The organism is Allosphingosinicella vermicomposti (assembly GCF_003012815.1).
In the GTDB taxonomy this organism is placed as follows: Bacteria; Pseudomonadota; Alphaproteobacteria; order Sphingomonadales; family Sphingomonadaceae; genus Allosphingosinicella; species Allosphingosinicella vermicomposti.
The window spans coordinates 369345-389798 of sequence record NZ_PXYJ01000001.1; the positions used below are offsets into that span (position 1 = coordinate 369345).

Below are 20454 nucleotides of genomic sequence, written 5' to 3' on the forward strand. Positions count from 1 at the left end.
AAGCATATCTCTCACTCAGCTCCCCCAACTCATCGTCACCCCAGAGAAAGCCGGGGTCTCAAGCCGGAAAAGGCGCTTATCCGTGACGAGATTCTAGCTTTCGCCGGGATGACGCAGTTTGGAACGTTCCAAGCCAGTTCATGTTTGAAACCTATAGCTTTTCAGGCGTCAGTCGCGCTATTGCAGTGCAGCACGGGCGGGAGGTTCAATGCTTTACGACGCTTATGAATTTCAGCGGTCGCTGCTTGCGGGGGCGAGCACGCTGGCGAATATCGGCGCGGGCTGGATGCAAAATCCCGCCAATCCTTTTTCTTACAGCGCGATGGGACCGGTCGTGTCCTCGGCGCTCGATGTATTCGCCCACGCCGCCGCGCCTCGCGGCAAGCCCGAATTCGGCCTTGATAAGACAATGATCGATGGCCGCGAGGTAGCGGTGCACGAGGAAATCGTCCTTCGGAAACCCTTTGGCCAGTTGAAGCGCTTCCGCCGCGATGGAGCGGACGGGTCGCCTAAGCTGCTGATCGTCGCGCCCATGTCGGGACATTTTGCAACGCTGTTACGCGCAACGGTCGAACGGATGCTGCCCGGCCATGATGTCTACATCACCGATTGGCGTGATGCGAAATTGGTGCCGGTGGAAGAGGGGCGCTTCGACCTCGACGACTATATCGATTATCTCATTGCTTTTCTGGATCATATCGGTCCGGGCGCGCATATGCTGGCCGTCTGCCAGCCGTCAGTTCCCGCTTATGCTGCGGTCGCGCTGATGAACGAAGACAAGCATCCGGCCACGCCGCGCACGCTCACCATGATGGGCGGTCCGATCGACACGCGTAAGGCGCCGACGGCCGTGAACCTGCTCGCCACGCAGCGCCCGCATGCCTGGTTCGAGCAAAATGCCATCGCCACCGTGCCTTATTCCTATCCCGGCGCGGGGCGGAAGGTCTATCCCGGCTTCCTTCAATTGGCCGGCTTCATGACCATGAACCTTGGCAATCACCTGATGAGCCATTGGGAGATGTTCAAGCATCTCGTCGAGGGCGATGGCGAAAGCGCGGATGCGACCAAGGCCTTTTACGAGGAATATCGATCGGTTTGCGACATGACCGAGGAATTCTACCTTCAGACGGTGGACGTCGTTTTTCAGCGCCACCTGCTTCCCAAGGGCGAAATGGAGCATCGCGGGCGGCTGGTGAAACCGGGCGCGATCACCGACACGGCGATCCTCGCCATCGAGGGCGAGCGTGACGATATTTCCGGTATCGGCCAAACCAAGGCGGCGCTCGACATGGCGACGAAGTTACCCAAGGATATGAAGAAATATCATATGGCCAAGGGTGTCGGCCATTACGGCATATTCCATGGCAGCAAATGGCGGGGCAAGATCGCGCCCGTGCTCGAACAATGGATCATGGACCATAATCGCTAGTTGCTCGTTTCAGACGCGGCCCATCTCGGGGCTGACAAATAAGATCGCCTAAGGGCGTAAAGGGGTTTGGTGGCGAGCGGGTCTTCGGTCATTCCGACTTATCTGGCGGGCGGCGGCGAAATGGGGGATCGGATCCGGTCCCACGATTGGTCGCGCACGCCGCTGGGCGACCCGAATGAATGGCCGCTGGCGCTGCGGACCGCTCTGGGCATCTGTCTCCACTCGAGCTTTCCGACGGCCATCTATTGGGGTTCTGACCTCCATCTGTTGTACAATGACGCCTGGGCACCCATTCCGGCCGACCGTCACCCCTGGGCGCTCGGTCGGCCCGGTGCCCAAGTCTGGGCGGACATATGGGCCATCGTCGGGCCGCAGCTCGAAAAGGTTATGGCGACGGGCGAGGGCTTTTCGGCCTTCAACCAGATGCTGCCGATGGAGCGCGACGGCGTCCCCCAGGAAACCTATTGGACGTACAGTTTCACGCCCATTCGCGATGAAAATGGCGTTGTCGCCGGTGTGCTCAACCAAGGCCATGAAATGACCGCGCAGATCGTGGCGGAGCGCGCTTTGCGTGAAAGCCAGGAGCGGCTGGAACTGGCGCTCAGTGCATCGAACAGTGTCGGCACGTGGGACTGGGACATCGCCAATGATCGCGTCACTGCGGACGAGCGCTTCGCGCATATCTACGGCGTCGATCCCGAGCAGGCGGCGCGCGGTGCGCCGATCACGGATTTTTTCAGCGGCATTCACCCCGGCGATATTGGCAGCGTTCAGGGGCGCATTGCTGAAATTTTGAAGACCGGCGAGCTGTTTTCTGAAGAATATCGGCTGGTCCAGCCCGATGGCTCCATCCGCTGGGTCGCCGCCCGGGGCAGAGCCGTCCTCGACGAACAAGGGAAGGCGATCCGCTTTCCGGGTGTAACGTTCGACATCACCCAGCGCAGGCTCGCCGAAGAAACGATCCGCGAGGCGAAGGAGCGGCGCGATTTCATCTTTTCGCTGTCGGAGCGTCTGCGCGCATCGAGCGATTCCGATACGATCCTCTCAACCGCAGCCGAGGCGCTCGGGCGTCAGCTTGGCATTGACCGTGCTGGCTTCTACCGGACCGAGGGCGACGCGATGGTCTTTGGCCCCGGCTGGAGCGCGGGCCGCCTGCCTGTGCGGAAAGGGCGCACCGACAGCGCCCGTTACGGCGACTATTACAACCGCACGATCCGTAGCGGAAAGACGATGTGGTTCGAAGACAGCCTCGCCGATCAAAATCTGGCGATGACCGATTTCGCCAAATTCGGCATTCGGGCCGCGATTGGCGTGCCCGTCGTGCGCGACGGCATCTGGCTTTCAGGACTCTACATCAACCACCAGGATCCGCACGCCTGGAGCGCGGAAGACATCGCCTTGGCCGAAGAAGTGGCCGAGCTGACCTGGGACGCCGTCGCACGCGCGGAGGCCGCCGACGCTCTGCGCCAGAGCGAGGAAAAATTCCGCGGCATCGCCAATTCGATCAACCAGATGATCTGGTCGACGCAACCGGACGGCTATCACGATTATTATAATGACCGCTGGTACGAATATACCGGCGTCCCCTACGGATCGACCGATGGCGCGGGCTGGAACGACATGTTCCATCCCGACGATCAGGAGCGCGCCTGGGGCGTCTGGCGGGAATGCCTGGAAACGGGCGAGCCTTATCATATCGAATATCGCCTGCGTCATCGTAGCGGCGATTATCGCTGGGTGCTCGGCCGTGCCCAGCCGGTGCGTGACGCCCATGGCGCGATCACCCGCTGGTTCGGTACTTGCACCGATATTCACGAGCTGAAGGTCGCTGAAGACCGCCAGGCCTTCCTGCTGGAATTGAACGATATTCTACGTGGCGTTTCCGATCCGCGCGCCGGAACCATGGCCGCTGCCGAGGCTCTTGGCCGCCATTTGCGCGTCGCCCGCGCGGGCTATGGCGACGTGGACGCGAGCGGTGAAATCGTCCGCGTGGAACGGGATTGGACGGCGCGCGATGATGTGCCGAATCTTGCGGGCGAAGCGCGTATCCTCGACGGCTTCGGCCCCGCCATCGTTGCCGAGCTCCGCGCCGGGCACAGCCTGGTCGTCGACGATTTCCGCACCGATCCGCGCGCGGGGCCTGCTTATGCGGAAACATGGGACAGTATCGGTTGCCGAGCCCTGATCGTCGTGCCGCTTGTCTCGGAAGGACAGCTGCGCGCGCTCTTTTACCTTCACGAGCCCGAGCCCCGGGCGTGGACGGCGGACGATGTGACGCTCGCCAATGATGTCGCCCAGCGCACCTGGGATGCCGTCGAGCGTGCCCGTGCCCAGCAGGCGCTCCGGCAGCTGAACGCCACGCTGGAAGAACGCGTGCTCGAACGCACCGCGGAGCTCGAACGCACCCAGGCCGCGCTTCGCCAATCGCAGAAGATGGAGGCGATCGGCCAGCTGACCGGTGGCATCGCGCACGATTTCAACAATATGCTCGCCGTCGTGATCGGTGGGTTGAACCTCCTTCAGCGCCGCTTGGCCAAGGGTGAAACCGACGTCGCCAAATATATCGACGCGTCGATGGAAGGGGCGACGCGGGCGGCATCGCTGACACAGCGCCTCTTGGCTTTTTCACGCCAGCAGCCGCTCCAGCCCGAGCCGATCAATGCCAACCGCATGGTGGCGGGCATGACCGAGCTTCTGACCCGTACGCTTGGGGAAGACGTGCGCGTCGAAACCGTCCTGTCGGCGGGTCTTTGGAAGGCCAATGCGGACCTTGGCCAGCTCGAAAACGCGGTCCTCAATCTTTCCGTCAACGCGCGCGATGCCATGCCGGGCGGCGGTAAGCTCACGATCGAGACCGGCAACGCCCATATCGACGACGATTATGCCCGCGATTACGAGATACAGAGCGGCCAATATGTGATGATCGCGGTCAGCGACACCGGTTCCGGCATGCCGCCCGACGTCATTGAAAAAGCGTTCGATCCCTTTTTCACGACGAAGAGCGTCGGCAAGGGCACCGGCCTTGGCCTCAGCCAGGTGTTCGGCTTCGTCCGCCAATCGGGCGGGCACGTCAAAATTTATTCCGAGGTCGGCGTCGGCACGACGGTGAAGATTTATCTCCCCCGCTTCTATGGGCCCGAACCGCAGGTGCAGCCCAAGGTGGTCGAGGCGCCGCGCGGCGGCAGCCTTTCCGAAGTGATCCTGGTGGTCGAGGATGAAGAACGCGTCCGCAACTATTCGATCGAGGCGTTGCGGGAGCTGGGCTACACCGTCGTCCACGCACCGAGCGGCCCTGACGCGCTGCGCCTGATTGACGCGGGGCAGGGGGCGACTTTGCTCTTCACCGATGTCGTGATGCCCGAAATGACCGGCCGCCAACTCGCGGACGAGGCGGTGAAGCGCATCCCGGGTCTCAAGGTGCTCTACACGACCGGCTATACCCGCAATGCGGTCGTCCATAATGGCGTGCTCGATCCCGGCACAAATTTCCTTCCCAAACCCTTCGGCATCGATCAACTCGCCGCCAAGGTGCGGAGCGTGCTGGACGAGTAAGCGGGCACGCACGTCACCCCGGCGCAAGCCGGGGTCTCGGGAAGGAGAAGGCGCCTGTTCGTCACGAGATCCCGGCTTTCGCCGGGATGACGGTTTAGTCGATTTCGGCGGAATGACGATTCAATCGAAATTAAACGCCATCAACCGCCAGATCAGCAACGCAGCCAGCACCCACAGGACCACGACGATCGCCGCGCCCCAAACTGAGCCGGGTTGCTCGGATGCAGCCTCAGCCTCCGCGCGATGCTGCTCGAACACGCCATCCGGCAGCATCTTTACGAACAGCCACAGGCCGATCGGCACCAGGATCACATCGTCGATCAGCCCGAAGACCGGAATGAAATCGGGAATAAGGTCGATGGGCGACAGCGCATAGGCCGTCACCAACAGCCCAAACAGCCGTGCACCCCAAGACGTCCGCGCATCTCGTGCCGACAGCCAGGCCGCGTGCACATCGACGCGCAATTTGTGGGCGAGGGAGGTGTTGCGGGGCATAGGGTCTCAGCCCTACCTTCCGCGTCATTCCGGCGAAAGCCGGAATCTCATGTCGAGTAAGGCGCGTTCTGGCCCTGAGACCCCGGCTTGCGCCGGGGTGACGGATAAAGCTTACAAAACCTCGAACAAACCAGCCGCGCCCATGCCGCCGCCGACGCACATGGTGACGACGACATATTTGGCCCCACGGCGCTTGCCTTCGATCAGGATATGCCCGGTCATCCGCGCGCCGGACATGCCGTATGGGTGGCCGATCGAAATCGCGCCGCCATTGACGTTCAGTTTCTCATCCGGAATGCCGAGGCGGTCCTGGCAATAGAGAACCTGCACCGCGAACGCCTCGTTCAACTCCCACAGATCGATATCGTCCATGGTAAGGCCGAAGCGCTTCAGGAGTTTCGGCACCGCGAAGACCGGGCCGATGCCCATTTCATCGGGCTCGGTACCCGCCACCGCCATGCCGAGATAGCGGCCGAGCGGCCGGAGCCCGCGCGCCTGCGCGATGCTGGCTTCCATCACCACGCAAGCCGACGCGCCGTCCGAAAGCTGGCTGGCATTGCCCGCCGTGATCATCGCGTCCGGACCCATGACCGGCTGCAGCGCGCGAAGGCCCTCCAGCGTCGTTTCCGGGCGATTGCCCTCGTCCTTGGCCAGCGTCACTTCCTGCATGGAAATTTCGCCGGCTTCCTTGTTCTTGACCGCCATCTTGGCGGTGACGGAGATGATTTCGTCGTCGAACCTGCCCTCGGCCTGCGCCTTCGCCGTCAGTTGCTGGGACCGGAAGGCATATTCGTCCTGCCGTTCCCGGCTGACCGAATAACGTTTGCCGACGACTTCGGCGGTGCTGATCATCGGCATGTAGACGCCATTGTGCATGGCAAGCAGTTCGGGGTCCGGCCCGACGCGCATTTCGGGGGTCTGGACCAGGCTGATGCTTTCGACGCCGCCCGCGACCACCACGTCCATCCGGTCGACGATCACTTGCTTCGCCGCCGTCGCGATAGACATGAGGCCCGACGCGCACTGACGGTCGATCGACATGCCCGACACGGTGACGGGAAGGCCCGCACGAAGCGCGGCGGTGCGCCCGATCGTCGTCTGCACGCCCTGCTGAAGCGCGGCGCCCATGATCACATCGTCAATCTCCGCCGGATCGACACCGGACCGCTCGACGGCAGCGCGGATCGCATGCGCGGCGAGCGTCGGCGAAGGCGTGGCGTTGAACGCGCCGCGATAGGCCTTGCCGATCGGCGTGCGGGCGGTGGAAACGATGACTGCGTCGCGGATTGCCATGAAACCTCTCTCCTAATGTTCAGCAATATATAAGGCCGATCCAGTCGGCGGTAAGCGCGGGCTTGCCCTCGCCCTCTATTTCAACGGTGACTTCATGCAGCGCTTGCCATTGGCCGGGGCGCTTTTCCTCCAGCCCGGCAAGCGTGAAATGGCCGCGCACCCGTTTGCCGGAGCGGACGGGCGCAATGAAGCGGACGCGATCGAAGCCGTAATTGACGACCATTTTCGTGGTGTCGGGCACCAGCATCACGCTCGCGCCCATCTGGCTCAAGAGCGACAAGGTGAGGAAGCCGTGAGCGATGGTGCCGCCGAACGGCGTGCGGGCCGCCATGTCCGGATCGAGGTGGATGAACTGCTTGTCGCCGGTCACGTCGGCAAACGTATCGATATGCGCCTGCGTCACCTCGATCCAGGGCGACGCGCCAAGATCGGCGCCGACTTTCGCCTTGATATCGTCGAGACTGGCAACAGGCATATTCCCACGCGCCTCCGGCTTCGCTAGGGCGCCGGTCTAGAACCCGATTTGCGGCGGACTCAAGCCCCCAGGAGAGGCAAAGATGGCAACTGGCGTAAGCGACGCTACGGCAACCGCGCGTGCCGAAATTTCGCGACTTTTCCGTATGCCGGAACCGGACGTGCTTTCCGGGCTCCTGAAGGACGCGCGGCTCGACTCGGGCGAGCGGGCGCGGGTTGAGAATCGGGCGCTAGGCATGCTCGCCGAACTCCGCAGCGCGCAATCGTCGGGCTGGGTGAACCAGTTCCTGCAGGAATATCGCCTCAATACCTCGGAAGGCGTGGCCTTGCTCTCGCTTGCCGAGGCCTTCCTCCGCGTGCCCGATCCGGAAACCGCAGATCTCCTGATCGCTGACAAGCTCGGCAATGCCGACTGGCGCGCGCATACCGGCAAGTCCCATTCCAAGCTGGTGAACAGCGCCACTTGGGGCCTCGTCATCGGCCGTGCGCTGGTCAGCGATACGCAACAGGCCAGCGTCCTCAAAAAACTCATCTCCCGCGCGGGCGAGCCGTTCGTACGCCAGGCCGTCGGCGCCGCGATGCGCATGATGGGCGAAATCTTCGTCATGGGCCGCACGATCGAGGAAGCGATCGGCCGGATGCGCAAGCCCGAGAATAAGGGCTTCACGGCGAGTTTCGACATGCTGGGCGAAGCCGCGCGCACCTTCCCGGACGCCGAACGCTATTTCCGCGCCTATGAAGACGCCATCCACGCCGTCGGCAAGGTGCCCGAGGCGGGCCACTCCATCTCCGTCAAATTGTCCGCCCTCCATCCGCGCTACGAAGTCGCGCAGTACGACCGCTGCGTTTCCTCGCTGATCGAACAGGTCGAGGCATTGGCGACGCTCGCGGCCAATTACGGCATCGCCTTCACCATCGACGCCGAGGAAACCGAGCGGCTCGAAATGAGCCTCGACATCATCGGCACCGTCGCCGCGCTCCCGGCGCTCAAGGGCTGGGATGGCCTCGGCATGGCGATCCAGGCTTATGGCAAGCGCGCCCGCCCGACCATCGCCTGGGCCGATGCCGTGGGCCGCGCCACCGGCCGCCGCATCGCCGCACGGCTTGTGAAGGGCGCCTATTGGGACAGCGAGATCAAGCGCGCCCAGGAACAGGGCCTGCACGAATATCCGCTCTTCACCCGCAAGGCCGCGACGGACGTCTCCTACCTCGCTTGCGCGAAGGACATGCTCGCCGCGCCGAACATCTATCCGGCCTTCGCCACCCACAATGCGCTCACCGTCGCCACCATCCTCGAATGGGCGGGCGAGAGCCGCGACTTCGAATTCCAGCGCCTGCACGGCATGGGCGAGGGCCTCTACGAAACCCTGGTCCGCGAGCAGGGCTACCACACCCGCATCTACGCGCCGGTCGGAGGTCACCGCGACCTCCTCGCCTATCTCGTCCGCCGCTTGCTCGAAAATGGCGCGAACTCGAGCTTCGTCCACCAGCTCGCCGACGAGCATATGACCGACGCGGAAATCCTCGCCGATCCAGTCGAAAAGATCGCGGCCGTGGGCGGCACCCGCCACCCCGGTATCCCGCTGCCCAAGGATCTGTTCGGTCCGGCGCGGAAGAATAGCGAGGGCATCGACCTCAACGACAAAACCGAGCTCGCACGCGTCGCGCGCCAAGTCTCGTTCGTCCCGAGCGAAGTCGAGGGGCGCTCGCGCAATCGCATCTCGACTTCGCTCGATACGAACGATGAGAGCGGTGTTGCGCGGGAAATTGTCTCCCGCGCCCTCTCAGCCTACCCAGCTTGGGAGGCCGCCGGCATCGATCACCGCGCCGCCTGTCTTGATCGCCTCGCCGACCTCCTCGAACAGGAACGCGATGCCTTGATGCGCATCGCGGTGCAGGAAGCGAAGAAGACGATTCCCGATGCGCTCGGCGAAGTGCGCGAGGCGGTGGATTTCTGCCGCTATTACGCCCAGCAGGCCCGTGACGGCCTCCAGCCCGTCGAACTCCCCGGGCCGACCGGCGAGCGCAACCTCCTGCGCATGGAAGGCCGCGGCACCTGGGTTTGCATCGCGCCGTGGAATTTCCCGCTCGCCATCTTCCTAGGCCAAGTCGCCGCCGCGCTCGTCACGGGTAATACCGTGGTCGCCAAGCCTGCTCCGCAGACGCCCGAAATCGCGGCCTACGCCGTCGGCCTCGCCCACAGCGCAGGCATCCCCGAAGATGCGCTCATCCTCGCCATTGGAGGCCCCGAAATGGGCGCGGCCTTGACCGCCGATCCGCGCATTGCGGGCGTCGCCTTCACCGGCTCCACCGCCACGGCCAAGCGGATTGCCCGGACGCTTCTGGAAGATGAAGAGCGCCCGATCATCCCGCTCATTGCCGAAACCGGCGGCATCAATGCGATGATCGTCGATTCCACCGCGCTTCCCGAACAGGTGGTGCAGGACGTCGTCACCTCTGCCTTCCGCTCGGCGGGCCAGCGCTGCTCGGCGCTTCGCTTGCTCGTTCTCCAAGAAGAAATCGCCGACCGCACGCTCGAAATGCTCAGCGGCGCGATGGACACGCTCATCGTCGGCGATCCCGCCGATCCGCGCACCGATGTCGGACCGGTCATCGACAGGCAAGCCTATGACCGCCTGATGACCTATCGCGAAACGCAGCAAGGCCGCTGGATCAAGACGATCGATGCGCCAAGGGCCGGCCTCTTCGTGCCGCCCACCGCCATCCGTCTCGACGCCATCGAAGATTTGAAGCGCGAATGGTTCGGCCCGATCCTCCATGTCGCGACGTGGAAGGCGGGGCAATTGGAAGACACGATCCGCCGCATCAACCGCAGCGGCTTCGGCCTCACCATGGGCCTCCACAGCCGCATCGCCCGCTCCGCCGACGATGTCGAGCAGCTCGCCCGCGTCGGCAACCTCTACGTCAACCGCTCGATGATCGGCGCCATCGTCGGCTCTCAGCCGTTCGGGGGTGAAGGCCTGTCCGGCACCGGCCCCAAGGCCGGCGGCCCGCACTACCTGCCGCGCTTCTGCGCGGAGCGGGTGACGAGCACCGACACCACCTCATCCGGCGGCAATGCGACCTTGCTATCGTTGAACGATGTCGGGATCTAACCGATAAACGTCATCCCGGCTTCCGTCGGGATGACGGTGCGCGTCAGCTAGCCCTCACCGGATCCGCATAGGGCATGACCAATCGCCCGTCCGGCGCCGCCGTGAAGGTCGTCTGCGTCGGGTAAGCAAACTCTACGCCCATGTCGGCAAAGCGCTTCATGATGCCGATCATGATGTCCTGCCGCACCTGCATGGCGACATCCATGTCCGACGTTTCGACATGAAAGATGAATTCATAATCGATCGACGACGCGCCGAACTGATAGGCGTGGCAACGGTCGAACGTCGCCATGTCGCGCGCCTCCACGATTTCCCTCACCTCCGCGCCGATCCGCGCCAGCACATCGGGCTGCGTCTGGTAGACGAGGCCGAATGTCATCACGATCCGCCGCCGCTCGAACAAGGCATAATTGTGGAGCCGGGCCTCCAGCAATTTAGTGTTCGAAATCACCACCTGCTCGCCCTGCAGCGAACGGACGCGGGTCGTCTTGAGCCCGATTTGCTCCACCGTTCCCACCATCGTGTCGAACTGGATCGTATCACCCTTGCGGAACGGCTTGTCGAAGATGATGGCAAGCGCCGCGAACAGGTCGGAAAAAATACCCTGCGCGGCGAGGCCGATCGCAATGCCGCCAATGCCAAGGCCCGCGACAAGGCCCGTCACGTTGACGCCGAGATTGTCGAGAATGACGATCAGCGCCACCGCGAACAGCGCGATGCTGACGAGCAACCGGATGATCCCGACAGCCGAGCCTAAGGTGCTATGCTCCGCGCCCCCGCCCACGCGGTGCTCGACGAAGCCCAGGATCAATTCGCGGGCCCAGATCGCCGCCTGAACCGTCGCGGAAATGACGAAGAGGAAGTGTATGGCGCGGAGCACCGCGGGCGGCGTCGCGGCATGTTCGCCCACCAGTTCGGCCGCGCACATGACGATGAAGAACAGACTCGTCTTGGCCAATGTCCGCGCGAAAATGGTGCGCCAGTGAAGGTCGCCTTCTTCACGCCTGGCGAGAAGCCGGCAGCCCAATGACCGGACGCCGAGCAGGATCAGGACGATCACGGCGCCAAATGCACCGGCGATTAATATGTCGATCCCGTTGCGGCTGATCCAGGTCGACGTTTCGCCGATCAGCTGCGCGCTATCCTGCGACAAATTCTGCACGGCATCGCCTGCGGAAACATTACTCTGGTTGGTCATCAGGCCGCCTTCGAATTGCTTTCGCTCGTTGCAACCGCGACCGTATCGAGAAAATCGATCAGCCCGCGCTCCGCGCCGGACAGATACTTGGTCGCGCGGGGGCATTGCAACCCGCACAAAGGTTCGCGCTCATGCTCCTTGATAAGGTCGATCAGCGCCGGGTGGACATAGGATTTCCGGCTGATCGCGGGCGTGTTGCCAAGCGCCTTGGCGACCGGCTCCAGCATCTGCTTCAGCGTGAGGCCGTCTTCGCCCGCCTTGCAGATCTGCTCGAATGCGATGACGCTCGCCCCCCATGTGCGGAAATGCTTGGCGGTAAAATCCTCACCCATCGCATCGCGAATATAGGCGTTGACGTCTGACGAGGTGACCGGAGACGGGTCGCCCTCGTCACTCAGATATTGAAACAGATGCTGGCCGGGCAGATCCTGGCATTTTTTCACCATGCGGGTGAGGGTATGGTCGGTGATCGACAATTCCTGAAGCTGCCCCGACTTTCCCTTGAAGCGCATCTTCACTGTCTTGCCGCTGACCGACACGTGGCGGGTGCGGAGCGTCGTCGCGCCGAAGCTCTTATTCGCCTGCGCATAGGCTTCGTTGCCGACGCGCACATAGCCAAGGTCCATCAGCCGCACGACGGCGGCAACCACCGCGTCGCGCCCAAGCTTTCCGCCCGCAATATCCTCCTCCACCCGCGCGCGGAGGAGGGGCAGGGCCCGCCCGAAGCTCGCGCAGCGGTCATATTTCGCCGCCTCCTGCTGGGCGCGGAAATCCAGGTGATAGCGATATTGCTTCCGCCCCTTCTCATCATATCCGATCGCCTGGATATGACCGTGGGGGGATGGGCAGAACCAGGCGTCCTTATAAGCGGGCGGCAGGCCGACCCGGTTCAGACGGTCGATCTCGTCCCGGTCCGTGATCCGGTTTCCCTTCGCATCATAATAAGCCCATCCCCGGCCAGCACGGCGGCGCGTGATGCCGGGCAGGGCGTCGTCTACAAAGCACAGCATATATCGCGGATAATCACCGGGCCGCCGCTTCGTTCCGGAACGGCGTCACCGCGCGCGCCGTTAATCCCGCACATTTTCATAGATGGAGACACGCCATGCCGGACATTTCGCGCGCCCGGATTCTAATCATCGCCACTGACGGGTTCGAAGATTCGGAGTTGCTGGACCCGCGCCGCACCCTCATCGATTGGGACGCGGACGTCACCCTCGCTTCGATCAAGAAGGGCGAGATCAAGGGCGACAAAGGCAAGGCGGCCAATGTCGACATCACGTTCGACGATGTCCACGCCAGCGATTACGACGCGCTCCTCATCCCCGGCGGCACGAAAAATCCGGACAAATTGCGCATGGACGAAAAAGCCGTGGGGCTGGTCAAAAAATTCATGGACGCCGGAAAACCGGTCGGCGCCATCTGCCACGGCCCCTGGCTCCTCGTCGAAGCCGACGTGGTCCGCGGCCGCACAGTCACCAGCTGGCCCTCAATCCGCACCGACCTGCGCAACGCAGGCGCCAATGTCGTCGATCAGGAAGCGGCAGTGGATAGTAACCTCGTGACCAGCCGCAAACCGGAGGACATTCCAGCGTTTACCGAAGCCTTCATTCAGCTGGTCGAAAAGGTCGAAGCCAAGATGCCGGCGGAGTAAAACCCTCTCTCCCCTTCAGGGGAGAGAGTTGGAGAGAGGGGGATGAGGTAGACATACCGCCGCAGGCGCCCCCGACTTCCCCTCTCCCAACCCTCTCCCCTGAAGGAGAGAGGGCTTAGGCATCCTCCACCGTCAGCGCCTCAACTCGCAGCCGCACCGCACTCCCATCCAGATTATCCGCCCCCACCACCGCGATATCCGCGACGATATGCCCGCGCAGCGCAAATTCCGCCGCCTCGATCCCGGCCGCGAACCGCGTCGCAACCTCCTCCGCATCCACACCATCCAGCCGCAGCGCCAGCTTATGCCGCGCGCCGGAAAAGGTGGCGCTCGCCCACGGGCGGCTACTCAATTCCTCGATCGTCATCACCGCGCAACCGGCCCGCTTGCGAATGGCGCGCAGAAGCTCGGCGGAGGCATCGCGCAGGATCGGCATCATCGTCCCGCTCCCAATCCGTTTTCCTTGGAATCGAGATAGGCGATGAGCCGCGCCGCCGTTTCCATGCGCAGCTCCCGCCCTTGGCGCAGGTCCAGCACCAGTCGCGGATCGCGCATGGCTTCCCGTCCGAACCGCGTGGCAGGCGTGTTCGATTTTCGCAGATAGACTTCGATCCGCCTCAAAATATGTCCCACCGGATCCTCCTTCCGACTCAATTATGTTCGTGCTATGTTCTCATCATGCGATTTCCTACTTGTCTAGGAAAAATCCTATCCGTATGGGATGAACATGATTGATGGACGCGAAGCGCTGCGCAGATTGATCGAGGAGAGGCGGGAGGATTATTCCGCTCTTTCTCGGCTGATCGGCCGCAATCCCGCTTACATCCAGCAGTTTATCAAACGCGGCACACCCCGCCGCCTGTCGGAGGAAGATCGTCGCCGCCTCGCCCAATATTTCGGCGTCTCCGAAGCCGCTCTGGGCGGGCCTGCGCCGCGTGGAGCGGACAACAAGCTGGTCGTGATCCCCCGCCTCGATATCGGCGCGTCGGCAGGCCCCGGCGCCTTTGCGGAGGAGGAAAGGGCATCCGCTCTGCTCGGCTTCGACCGCAACTGGTTGCGCGGCCTCACGCGCGGCGATGTCGGCCAGATTTCGATGATCCGCGTCGCGGGCGATTCGATGGCGCCCACTTTAAGCGATGGCGACGAAATCCTTGTCGACGGCTCAGACGCGGCCACACGCCTCCGCGACGGCATCTACGTGCTCCGCATCGACGGCGCCTTGGTGGTGAAAAGGATCGCCCTCCATCCCGCCGAGCGCCGCCTGTCGATCAGCAGCGACAATCCGGCCTATCCCGGCTGGCCGGATTGCGCACTCTCGGATGTCGACATCGTCGGCCGCGTCATCTGGGTCGGGCGGCCATTACGCTAGCCACTGTATCGCCGCTAGGGCCGGGTCTAGCGGAGTTTAAGACTCGAACTTAAACCAATACCGCTAGGGCTGAGCCTGTCGAAGCCCGTGTGCATCGAACCCTTCACACGCCGTTCGACAAGCTCAGGGCTAGCGGTGAAGCAAGTGATGGGTATCCATTACATTTCTCGCGGGCGCAGTCGATGGCGTACCATTTTCCGTCATTGCGAGGAGCAAAGCGACGAAGCAATCCACTTCGCGGCCAGGTTCATTGGCACTAGATTGCTTCGCTCCGCTCGCAATGACGAGAAATCAATGTATTTTTGCTAGAACCGGAACACAGCGTCTCGGATCGAAGTGTTGGACCCAGGCCTTTGCCGGAACACAATCAGATCAGACCGCGCGCCGATCCATCAACCACACCAGCACGGCCACCAACACACCCAAGCCAAGCCCGATCAGGAACCCCAGGCTCGGCTGCCCCGCAAACACGCCGATCACAGAACCCGCGATGATCGACAGAGCCAGAAACGCCCCGGCGGAACGCGGGCGGCGCGGTGCGGGCGTGCGCGTCATGCGATCAGGCCGCAGGGCCGTGGCGCTGAATCAGCTCGTAGGCGTGATTATACCATTTGGTGTTGGCGTAATTGTTGCCCAACACCGCCGCCGCCTTCTTCGCTTCTTCGGGCATACCGAGAGCGAGATAGGATTCGGTGAGGCGCATCAGCGCTTCGGGCGTGTGTGTCGTCGACTGATATTCGTCCACCACGACGCGGAAGCGGACGATCGAGGCGAGCCACTGCTTCCGGTTCTGGTAGAAGCGACCGATCTCCATCTCCTTGCCCGCGAGATGGTCGTTGACGAGGTCGATCTTCAACCGCGCGTCGGCCGCATATTGGGTGGTCGGATAGCGGCGGGCGAGCTCGTTCAGGGCATCCAATGCCTGCTTGGTGATGCTCTGGTCGCGCGTCACATCCTCGATCTGCTCATAATGATTGAGCGCGATCAGATAATAAGCGTAGGGCGCGTCCTTGTTGCCCGGGTGGATCGACAGGAAGCGGCGGGCCGATTCGATCGACTTCTGATGATCCTTGTCCGCATAATAGGAAAAGGCGCTCATCAGCTGCGCGCGGCGCGCCCAGATCGAATAAGGGTGCTGGCGCTCCACTTCATCGAACAAGGCGGCGGCAAGCTTGTACTGGCGCTTGTCCAGCCGGTCTTTCGCCGCATTGTACAGTGTGTTGACGTCGCGGGCGACATATTGCGCGTCGCGGGCGGCACGTGTGTCGCGATTGGTCGCGCAACCGGCGAGCGGGACAAGGGCGGCCGTCAGCAGGAGGACGGTGATCGGGCGATTGAAGTTACGCAGCATGATGGGCTCTTAGCTGAGGCTGTGACGAAGGCCAAGCGGGAAGGATCGGAGGGATTTCACGCTTTTCCGGCTGAACCCCGCTTTAACGGGGCGGGTGTTCATTCCTCACCATGTCCGGCGGCGAGATAGTCGGCCGATTGCATCTCCATCAGGCGCGAAACGGTCCGCTCGAATTCGAACGCACCGTCGCCCGCCTGATAGAGCGCGACAGGTAGCGCATCGGCGGCGGCAAGCAGCTTCACTTTATTCTCGTAAAGCGCGTCGATCAGCGTCACGAACCGAGCCGCCTCGTTCCGATTTTCCGGCCCCATGCGCGGAATCCCGACGATGATCACCGTGTGATAGCGCCGCGCAATGGCAAGATAATCGGGCGCCCCGCGCGGCTCACCGCATAGTCGCTTGAAGGAAAAAACCGCGACGCCCTTCAACGTCTTGGGCACATGCATGGTCCGCCCGCCCGGCACCGCAATGTCCTCGGACGGCACATGCGCCGCATCCTCGGGCGGATAGTCGGTCAGGCGGAAAAAAGCGCGGGAAAGGGCGGCCGTCGCGTCGGCGCCATTCGGCACATACCAGGTTGGAAACCCGCCGAGCCGCTCCAGTCGGTAATCGGTAGGCCCGTTGAGCGGCAGAACGTCCAACTCCGCCTCGATCAAGTCGATGAAAGGCAAGAATAATTCGCGGTTGAGCCCATACTTGTATAGGTCGCGCGGCGGCCTGTTGGATGTGGTGATGACGGTCATGCCACCTGCAAGCAGCTGGGTAAACAGCCGCGACAGGATCATCGCGTCGGCGCTGTTGTTGATCACCATCTCGTCAAACGCGAGCACCCGCGCCTCGGCAGCGATGGCTGCTGCGACTGGCGGAATCGGATCCCCGCTCTCCCGCATCCGCTCGACCTTCAGCCGCTCATGCACCTCGAGCATGAATTCGTGGAAATGCACCCGGCGCTTGTTGGGCACCGTAATGGCGGCAAAGGCGAGGTCCATCAGCATGGACTTTCCGCGCCCAACGCCACCCCACATGTAGAGGCCGCGCGGGGTGGGCGCGGTCTTCCCGGCGAGCCGCGCTATCAGCCCGATTTTGGACGGCGAATTCACTTGCCCCACCAGCCGGTCCAGCCGCTCAGCCGCCGTCCGCTGATCGGGATCAGCCCTGAGTTCCCCAGCTGCAAGCAGAGCTTCGTATCGCTGGAGAACTCCGGTCACAAACCCAGTGCCCCCATCCCGTTCGTCTCGAGCGTAGTCGAGAGACGTGCTCCAGGATGTCGGATCAGCGCTTCTCGACTTCGCTCGAAGCGAACGGTGTTCATCAATGCTTAAAGCGCCCGTTCGACCAGCAGCTTCTTGGTTTCGGCAATAGCCTTGGCCGGGTTCAAACCCTTCGGGCACACGTTCGCGCAGTTCATGATCGTGTGGCAGCGATAGAGGCGGAACGGATCTTCCAGTTCGTCCAGCCGCTCGCCCGTATATTCGTCACGGCTGTCGGCCAGCCAGCGATAGGCCTGGAGCAGGATAGCCGGCCCCAGGAAACGGTCCGAATTCCACCAATAGCTCGGGCATGATGTCGAACAGCAGGCGCACAGGATGCACTCGTAAAGCCCGTCCAGCGCCGCCCGGTCTTCCGGCGACTGCAGCCGTTCCTTGCCCGACGGCGTCGGCGTCTTGGTCTTCAGCCACGGCTCGATCGAGGCATATTGGGCGTAGAAGTGCGTGAAGTCCGGCACCAGATCCTTCACCACATCCATGTGCGGCAGCGGGGTGATGCGGACATCGCCCTTGATATCCTCGATCGCCGTGGTGCAGGCGAGGCCGTTCTTGCCGTCCATGTTCATCGAACAGGATCCGCAAATCCCTTCGCGGCAGGACCGGCGGAAGGTGAGGGACGGATCCTGCTCGCTCTTCATCTTGATCAGCGCGTCGAGCACCATCGGCCCGCAGCTGTCGAGATCGACCTCGAACGTGTCGTAGCGCGGATTTTCGCCGCTATCGGGATCGTAGCGATAGACCTTGAACGTCTTCACGCGCGTCGCGTCGGCTGGCGCCTCGTGCGTCTTGCCCTTGCCGCTCAATTTGCTGTTCTTGGGAAGCGTGAATTCAGCCATGGTCGATCCTTTGCTTGGGCGCTCGATAGCCAAAGCGGGGCCAAGGGGAAAGGCTCTTTTACGCTTGGGGGGCGGACGCCAGGAAATCGAGGATCGCCCGCGCCGCCCGATCGGCGGATCGCTCCCCGGTCAGGGAGAAGGTTTCCTCGAACGCCGCGCGCTGCACCGTCTCATAGTCCGCAGGATCTTGCTCGACCCGCGCCAGGGCTTGGGGCAGCGCCTCGATACTCTGGATTACCTGGCCAAGCCGCCAATGGGCGTAATTGGGATTGCCCTGCCACCGCGCGCCGTGAGCGTTGAGGAAGATAGCCGGGCGAGGCCGCGCGATCCACTCGTAAATCTGGCTCGATACGTCGCCAAGGTAGATGTCCGCGCCGAGCGTATAGGTCATGTCGACGCTGCGCTGGCTCTCGGTATCGATGATGATGTTGGGATAACGGCGATAAGTTTCCGGAATGCCGCCCGTCATCCGGATGCGCGCATGTTCGACCGATCCATGGATCCGCCGCCGGAACAGCATAACGTGCGGCGCAAAGACCAGATTGTACCGATCCTGCTCGGCGAACCAGTCCAATACCTTCCTGCCCATATCGTACCAGGACGACAATTTCGGGTCGAAATGTGGATTGTAGAGAACAACCGGTTTGCTGTCGGCAAACAAGCGGGGCCGGGCGCCGAGATCGATCGTGTCGAACTTGGGATAGCCGACGATGGCGTGACCGCCCGGTCGTATGATTCCCGCCGCCAGCATCCGGTCCCGCACCTTCCTGCCAGACAGAAGGACAAGGTCGAACGCCTTCGTCACCTCCAGGAAGCCCACGGACCGGTCGCCAGCGCCGTGCGGCAGATAGATGAGCTTGGGGCCGGTGATGCCGAACCGCGTCTTCAAAAACGCGCTGGTGGTCTCGGGCACGACAAGCGCGTCAAAACTGGCCAGAAGATCGAGGTTGTTCTTGAGCACCGCTAGCCGCCGGAATGGCGCCACCGCATTGGCGATCCAGCCGAACGAAGCCTGAAGGAAGCCGGGCTTCAACCGCACCATCTCCACCGAAGCCATGATGTCGGGCGGCAGCAGCAGCCGCACCCGCGCCTCTTGCGACCGGGTCGAGGTCAGGATCGAAATCGAAACCTCCGGCGCCGCCGCCCGCAACGCCGCCACGATCGGCGCGGTATGCGCGATCTGGTGTATGGCGTCGTGATTGTAGAGGAAGCCGATCTTCATCTTGCCGGTCAAACCCGCCCGTCTCTCCAGAATTGGATGACCGCGTCAGCCGCGCGGCCAGCGATGCCCGGACGAAGATCGCCGAGCGTCTCCGTCGCCATCTGCGCTTGGAATGCGGCATAAAAAGGGTGCCGCTCGCGCGCCCGCTCGATCGCGGGCATCAGGTCTTCCGGGCGGTCCACGACTTCGCCGAAACGCCAGTGGAGAAAGCTCGGGTCGTTCTGCCAATCGATGCCGTGCGCATTCAGGAATATGCAGGGACGCGGGCGGGCGAGGAATTCATAAACCTGGCTTGAAATATCGCCGACATAAATATCCGCCGCTTCGGTATAGGTCATATCCACCGATCGATCGGAGCCGAGATCGATCAGGATAGTGTCCGTGCTGCGGCTTTCCCAAGACCGCCGAAGTGTTGCGGATCGCCGCCGGAACATCTTCACATGCGGCGCGACGATCAGATTGAACCGGTCCTGTTCGGCAAATTGCCGGAGCATCGGCTCGATGAACCGGCTCCACGATTGAAGCTCCGGCGCCTTGTGCGGATTGTAAAGCACCGTGGGACGCGGGTTGGGGAATAACCGTCCCTCCGCCTTGTAGATACGGGCCGCCGTTTCAAGCTTCGTATATCCTGGAAGGGCGTAGTGGCCGGGCCGGATCAATCCGCCTTCCAGCATCCGCTTTTCGGTCTTGCGGCCGGAGAGCAGAACAAGGTCAAAGGCTGCAATCCTTGGAATGAAGCCGCGCGCGCGATCACCCGATCCATGGCTTGCATAGACGAGTTTTGGCCTAGTCACTCCCATCTTGCGCAGGCTGGCGATGGAATTTTCGACGGCGAAGATCATGTCGAACCGGGACAAGGCCTTGCGATTGTCCCACAAGACCAGATCCTTTTGCATGCCGAGTGGCTTGATGGCTTGGAGGCCCCGCGTCAGTGGAGAGCGGGCCAGCCGTTCGACCGGAATCGCCGGTGCGTCATAGGCGCGGTGAATGCGCTCAAGATGATAGGGCGTATCGGGGTCGTTATAGAAATTGACGATCTCAGCGCCCCGCTTGGCCAGTTCAAGGGCGATCGCCGCACCGTGGTAGCATTGATAGGCTTCGGCGATATAGAGGAAGGCAATCTTCATCGGCGCCTTCCTAGCTGCGCCGGATCGGGTAGGAAACGAATTTTGATCGTCGGGAAGTGGCGCCAATGGG

18 protein-coding genes are annotated in these 20454 nt (G+C 62.6%); 5 read left to right on the top strand and 13 right to left on the bottom strand.

The features are described 5' to 3' along the window. The first annotated feature begins 208 nt into the window (after nt 1-208). On the top strand, nt 209-1429 hold the full coding sequence (locus C7I56_RS01840) for a polyhydroxyalkanoate depolymerase (protein ID WP_106638838.1): 1221 nt from the start codon (nt 209-211) through the stop codon (nt 1427-1429). Between the two features lie 69 nt (nt 1430-1498). After that, nucleotides 1499-4981: a PAS domain-containing protein gene (locus C7I56_RS01845; RefSeq protein ID WP_106638839.1), complete on the top strand. Its 3483-nt coding sequence runs from the start codon at nt 1499-1501 to the stop codon at nt 4979-4981. 120 nt (nt 4982-5101) lie between these two features. Here C7I56_RS01845 and C7I56_RS01850 read toward each other — a convergent pair whose 3' ends face one another. The 3 genes from C7I56_RS01850 to C7I56_RS01860 form a co-directional block, all read right to left on the bottom strand. Then, entirely contained in the window at nt 5102-5476 is a 375-nt protein-coding gene (locus C7I56_RS01850) for a YkvA family protein (protein WP_106638840.1), read from the bottom strand. A gap of 111 nt (nt 5477-5587) precedes the next feature. Continuing rightward, nucleotides 5588-6763 (bottom strand): acetyl-CoA C-acyltransferase, encoded by a 1176-nt coding sequence (locus C7I56_RS01855; protein WP_106639584.1) that lies wholly within the window; start codon nt 6761-6763, stop codon nt 5588-5590. 25 nt (nt 6764-6788) lie between these two features. Beyond that, complete coding sequence (locus tag C7I56_RS01860; RefSeq protein WP_106638841.1) at nt 6789-7244, bottom strand: MaoC family dehydratase; 456 nt, start codon at nt 7242-7244, stop codon at nt 6789-6791. A gap of 82 nt (nt 7245-7326) precedes the next feature. Here C7I56_RS01860 and putA point away from each other — a divergent pair, with 82 nt between their 5' ends. Then, nucleotides 7327-10359, top strand: coding sequence for a bifunctional proline dehydrogenase/L-glutamate gamma-semialdehyde dehydrogenase PutA (gene putA, locus C7I56_RS01865; RefSeq protein ID WP_106638842.1), 3033 nt, complete (start codon nt 7327-7329; stop codon nt 10357-10359). Nucleotides 10360-10402: 43 nt separating this feature from the next. Here the strand turns inward: putA and C7I56_RS01870 are convergent, their stop codons facing one another. Both C7I56_RS01870 and C7I56_RS01875 read right to left on the bottom strand, forming a co-directional pair. Further along, a complete protein-coding gene (locus C7I56_RS01870) occupies nt 10403-11557 on the bottom strand; it encodes a mechanosensitive ion channel family protein (protein ID WP_106638843.1) in 1155 nt (384 codons plus the stop codon). Further along, entirely contained in the window at nt 11557-12567 is a 1011-nt protein-coding gene (locus C7I56_RS01875) for a DNA topoisomerase IB (RefSeq protein WP_106638844.1), read from the bottom strand. Before C7I56_RS01875 ends, C7I56_RS01870 begins: the two co-directional genes overlap by 1 nt. 95 nt (nt 12568-12662) lie before the next feature. Between C7I56_RS01875 and C7I56_RS01880 the strand changes: the two genes are divergently transcribed. Then, nucleotides 12663-13211: a type 1 glutamine amidotransferase domain-containing protein gene (locus C7I56_RS01880; RefSeq protein ID WP_106638845.1), complete on the top strand. Its 549-nt coding sequence runs from the start codon at nt 12663-12665 to the stop codon at nt 13209-13211. Nucleotides 13212-13326: 115 nt separating this feature from the next. Here C7I56_RS01880 and C7I56_RS01885 read toward each other — a convergent pair whose 3' ends face one another. Next, nucleotides 13327-13650 carry a hypothetical protein gene (locus tag C7I56_RS01885; protein ID WP_106638846.1) on the bottom strand — a complete coding sequence of 108 codons (324 nt, stop codon included), beginning with the start codon at nt 13648-13650 and terminating at the stop codon, nt 13327-13329. Next, complete coding sequence (locus tag C7I56_RS01890; protein ID WP_106638847.1) at nt 13647-13844, bottom strand: hypothetical protein; 198 nt, start codon at nt 13842-13844, stop codon at nt 13647-13649. Before C7I56_RS01890 ends, C7I56_RS01885 begins: the two co-directional genes overlap by 4 nt. 88 nt (nt 13845-13932) lie before the next feature. Between C7I56_RS01890 and C7I56_RS01895 the strand changes: the two genes are divergently transcribed. Beyond that, the gene (locus tag C7I56_RS01895) at nt 13933-14580 is read left to right on the top strand and encodes a LexA family transcriptional regulator (protein WP_425352359.1); all 648 of its coding nucleotides are present in this window, start codon (nt 13933-13935) and stop codon (nt 14578-14580) included. A 372-nt stretch (nt 14581-14952) separates the two neighbouring features. Here the strand turns inward: C7I56_RS01895 and C7I56_RS01900 are convergent, their stop codons facing one another. The 6 genes from C7I56_RS01900 to C7I56_RS01925 form a co-directional block, all read right to left on the bottom strand. Next, nucleotides 14953-15135: a hypothetical protein gene (locus C7I56_RS01900; RefSeq protein WP_106638848.1), complete on the bottom strand. Its 183-nt coding sequence runs from the start codon at nt 15133-15135 to the stop codon at nt 14953-14955. Nucleotides 15136-15139: 4 nt separating this feature from the next. Beyond that, entirely contained in the window at nt 15140-15931 is a 792-nt protein-coding gene (locus C7I56_RS01905) for an outer membrane protein assembly factor BamD (protein WP_106638849.1), read from the bottom strand. A gap of 98 nt (nt 15932-16029) precedes the next feature. Next, nucleotides 16030-17139, bottom strand: a complete 1110-nt coding sequence (gene zapE / locus C7I56_RS01910) for a cell division protein ZapE (protein ID WP_106638850.1) — start codon at nt 17137-17139, stop codon at nt 16030-16032. 110 nt (nt 17140-17249) lie between these two features. Continuing rightward, nucleotides 17250-18035 (bottom strand): succinate dehydrogenase iron-sulfur subunit, encoded by a 786-nt coding sequence (locus tag C7I56_RS01915; protein ID WP_106638851.1) that lies wholly within the window; start codon nt 18033-18035, stop codon nt 17250-17252. A gap of 58 nt (nt 18036-18093) precedes the next feature. Next, on the bottom strand, nt 18094-19257 hold the full coding sequence (locus C7I56_RS01920; RefSeq protein WP_106639586.1) for a hypothetical protein: 1164 nt from the start codon (nt 19255-19257) through the stop codon (nt 18094-18096). Between the two features lie 8 nt (nt 19258-19265). Beyond that, on the bottom strand, nt 19266-20384 hold the full coding sequence (locus tag C7I56_RS01925) for a hypothetical protein (RefSeq protein WP_106638852.1): 1119 nt from the start codon (nt 20382-20384) through the stop codon (nt 19266-19268). Nucleotides 20385-20454: the final 70 nt, after the last annotated feature.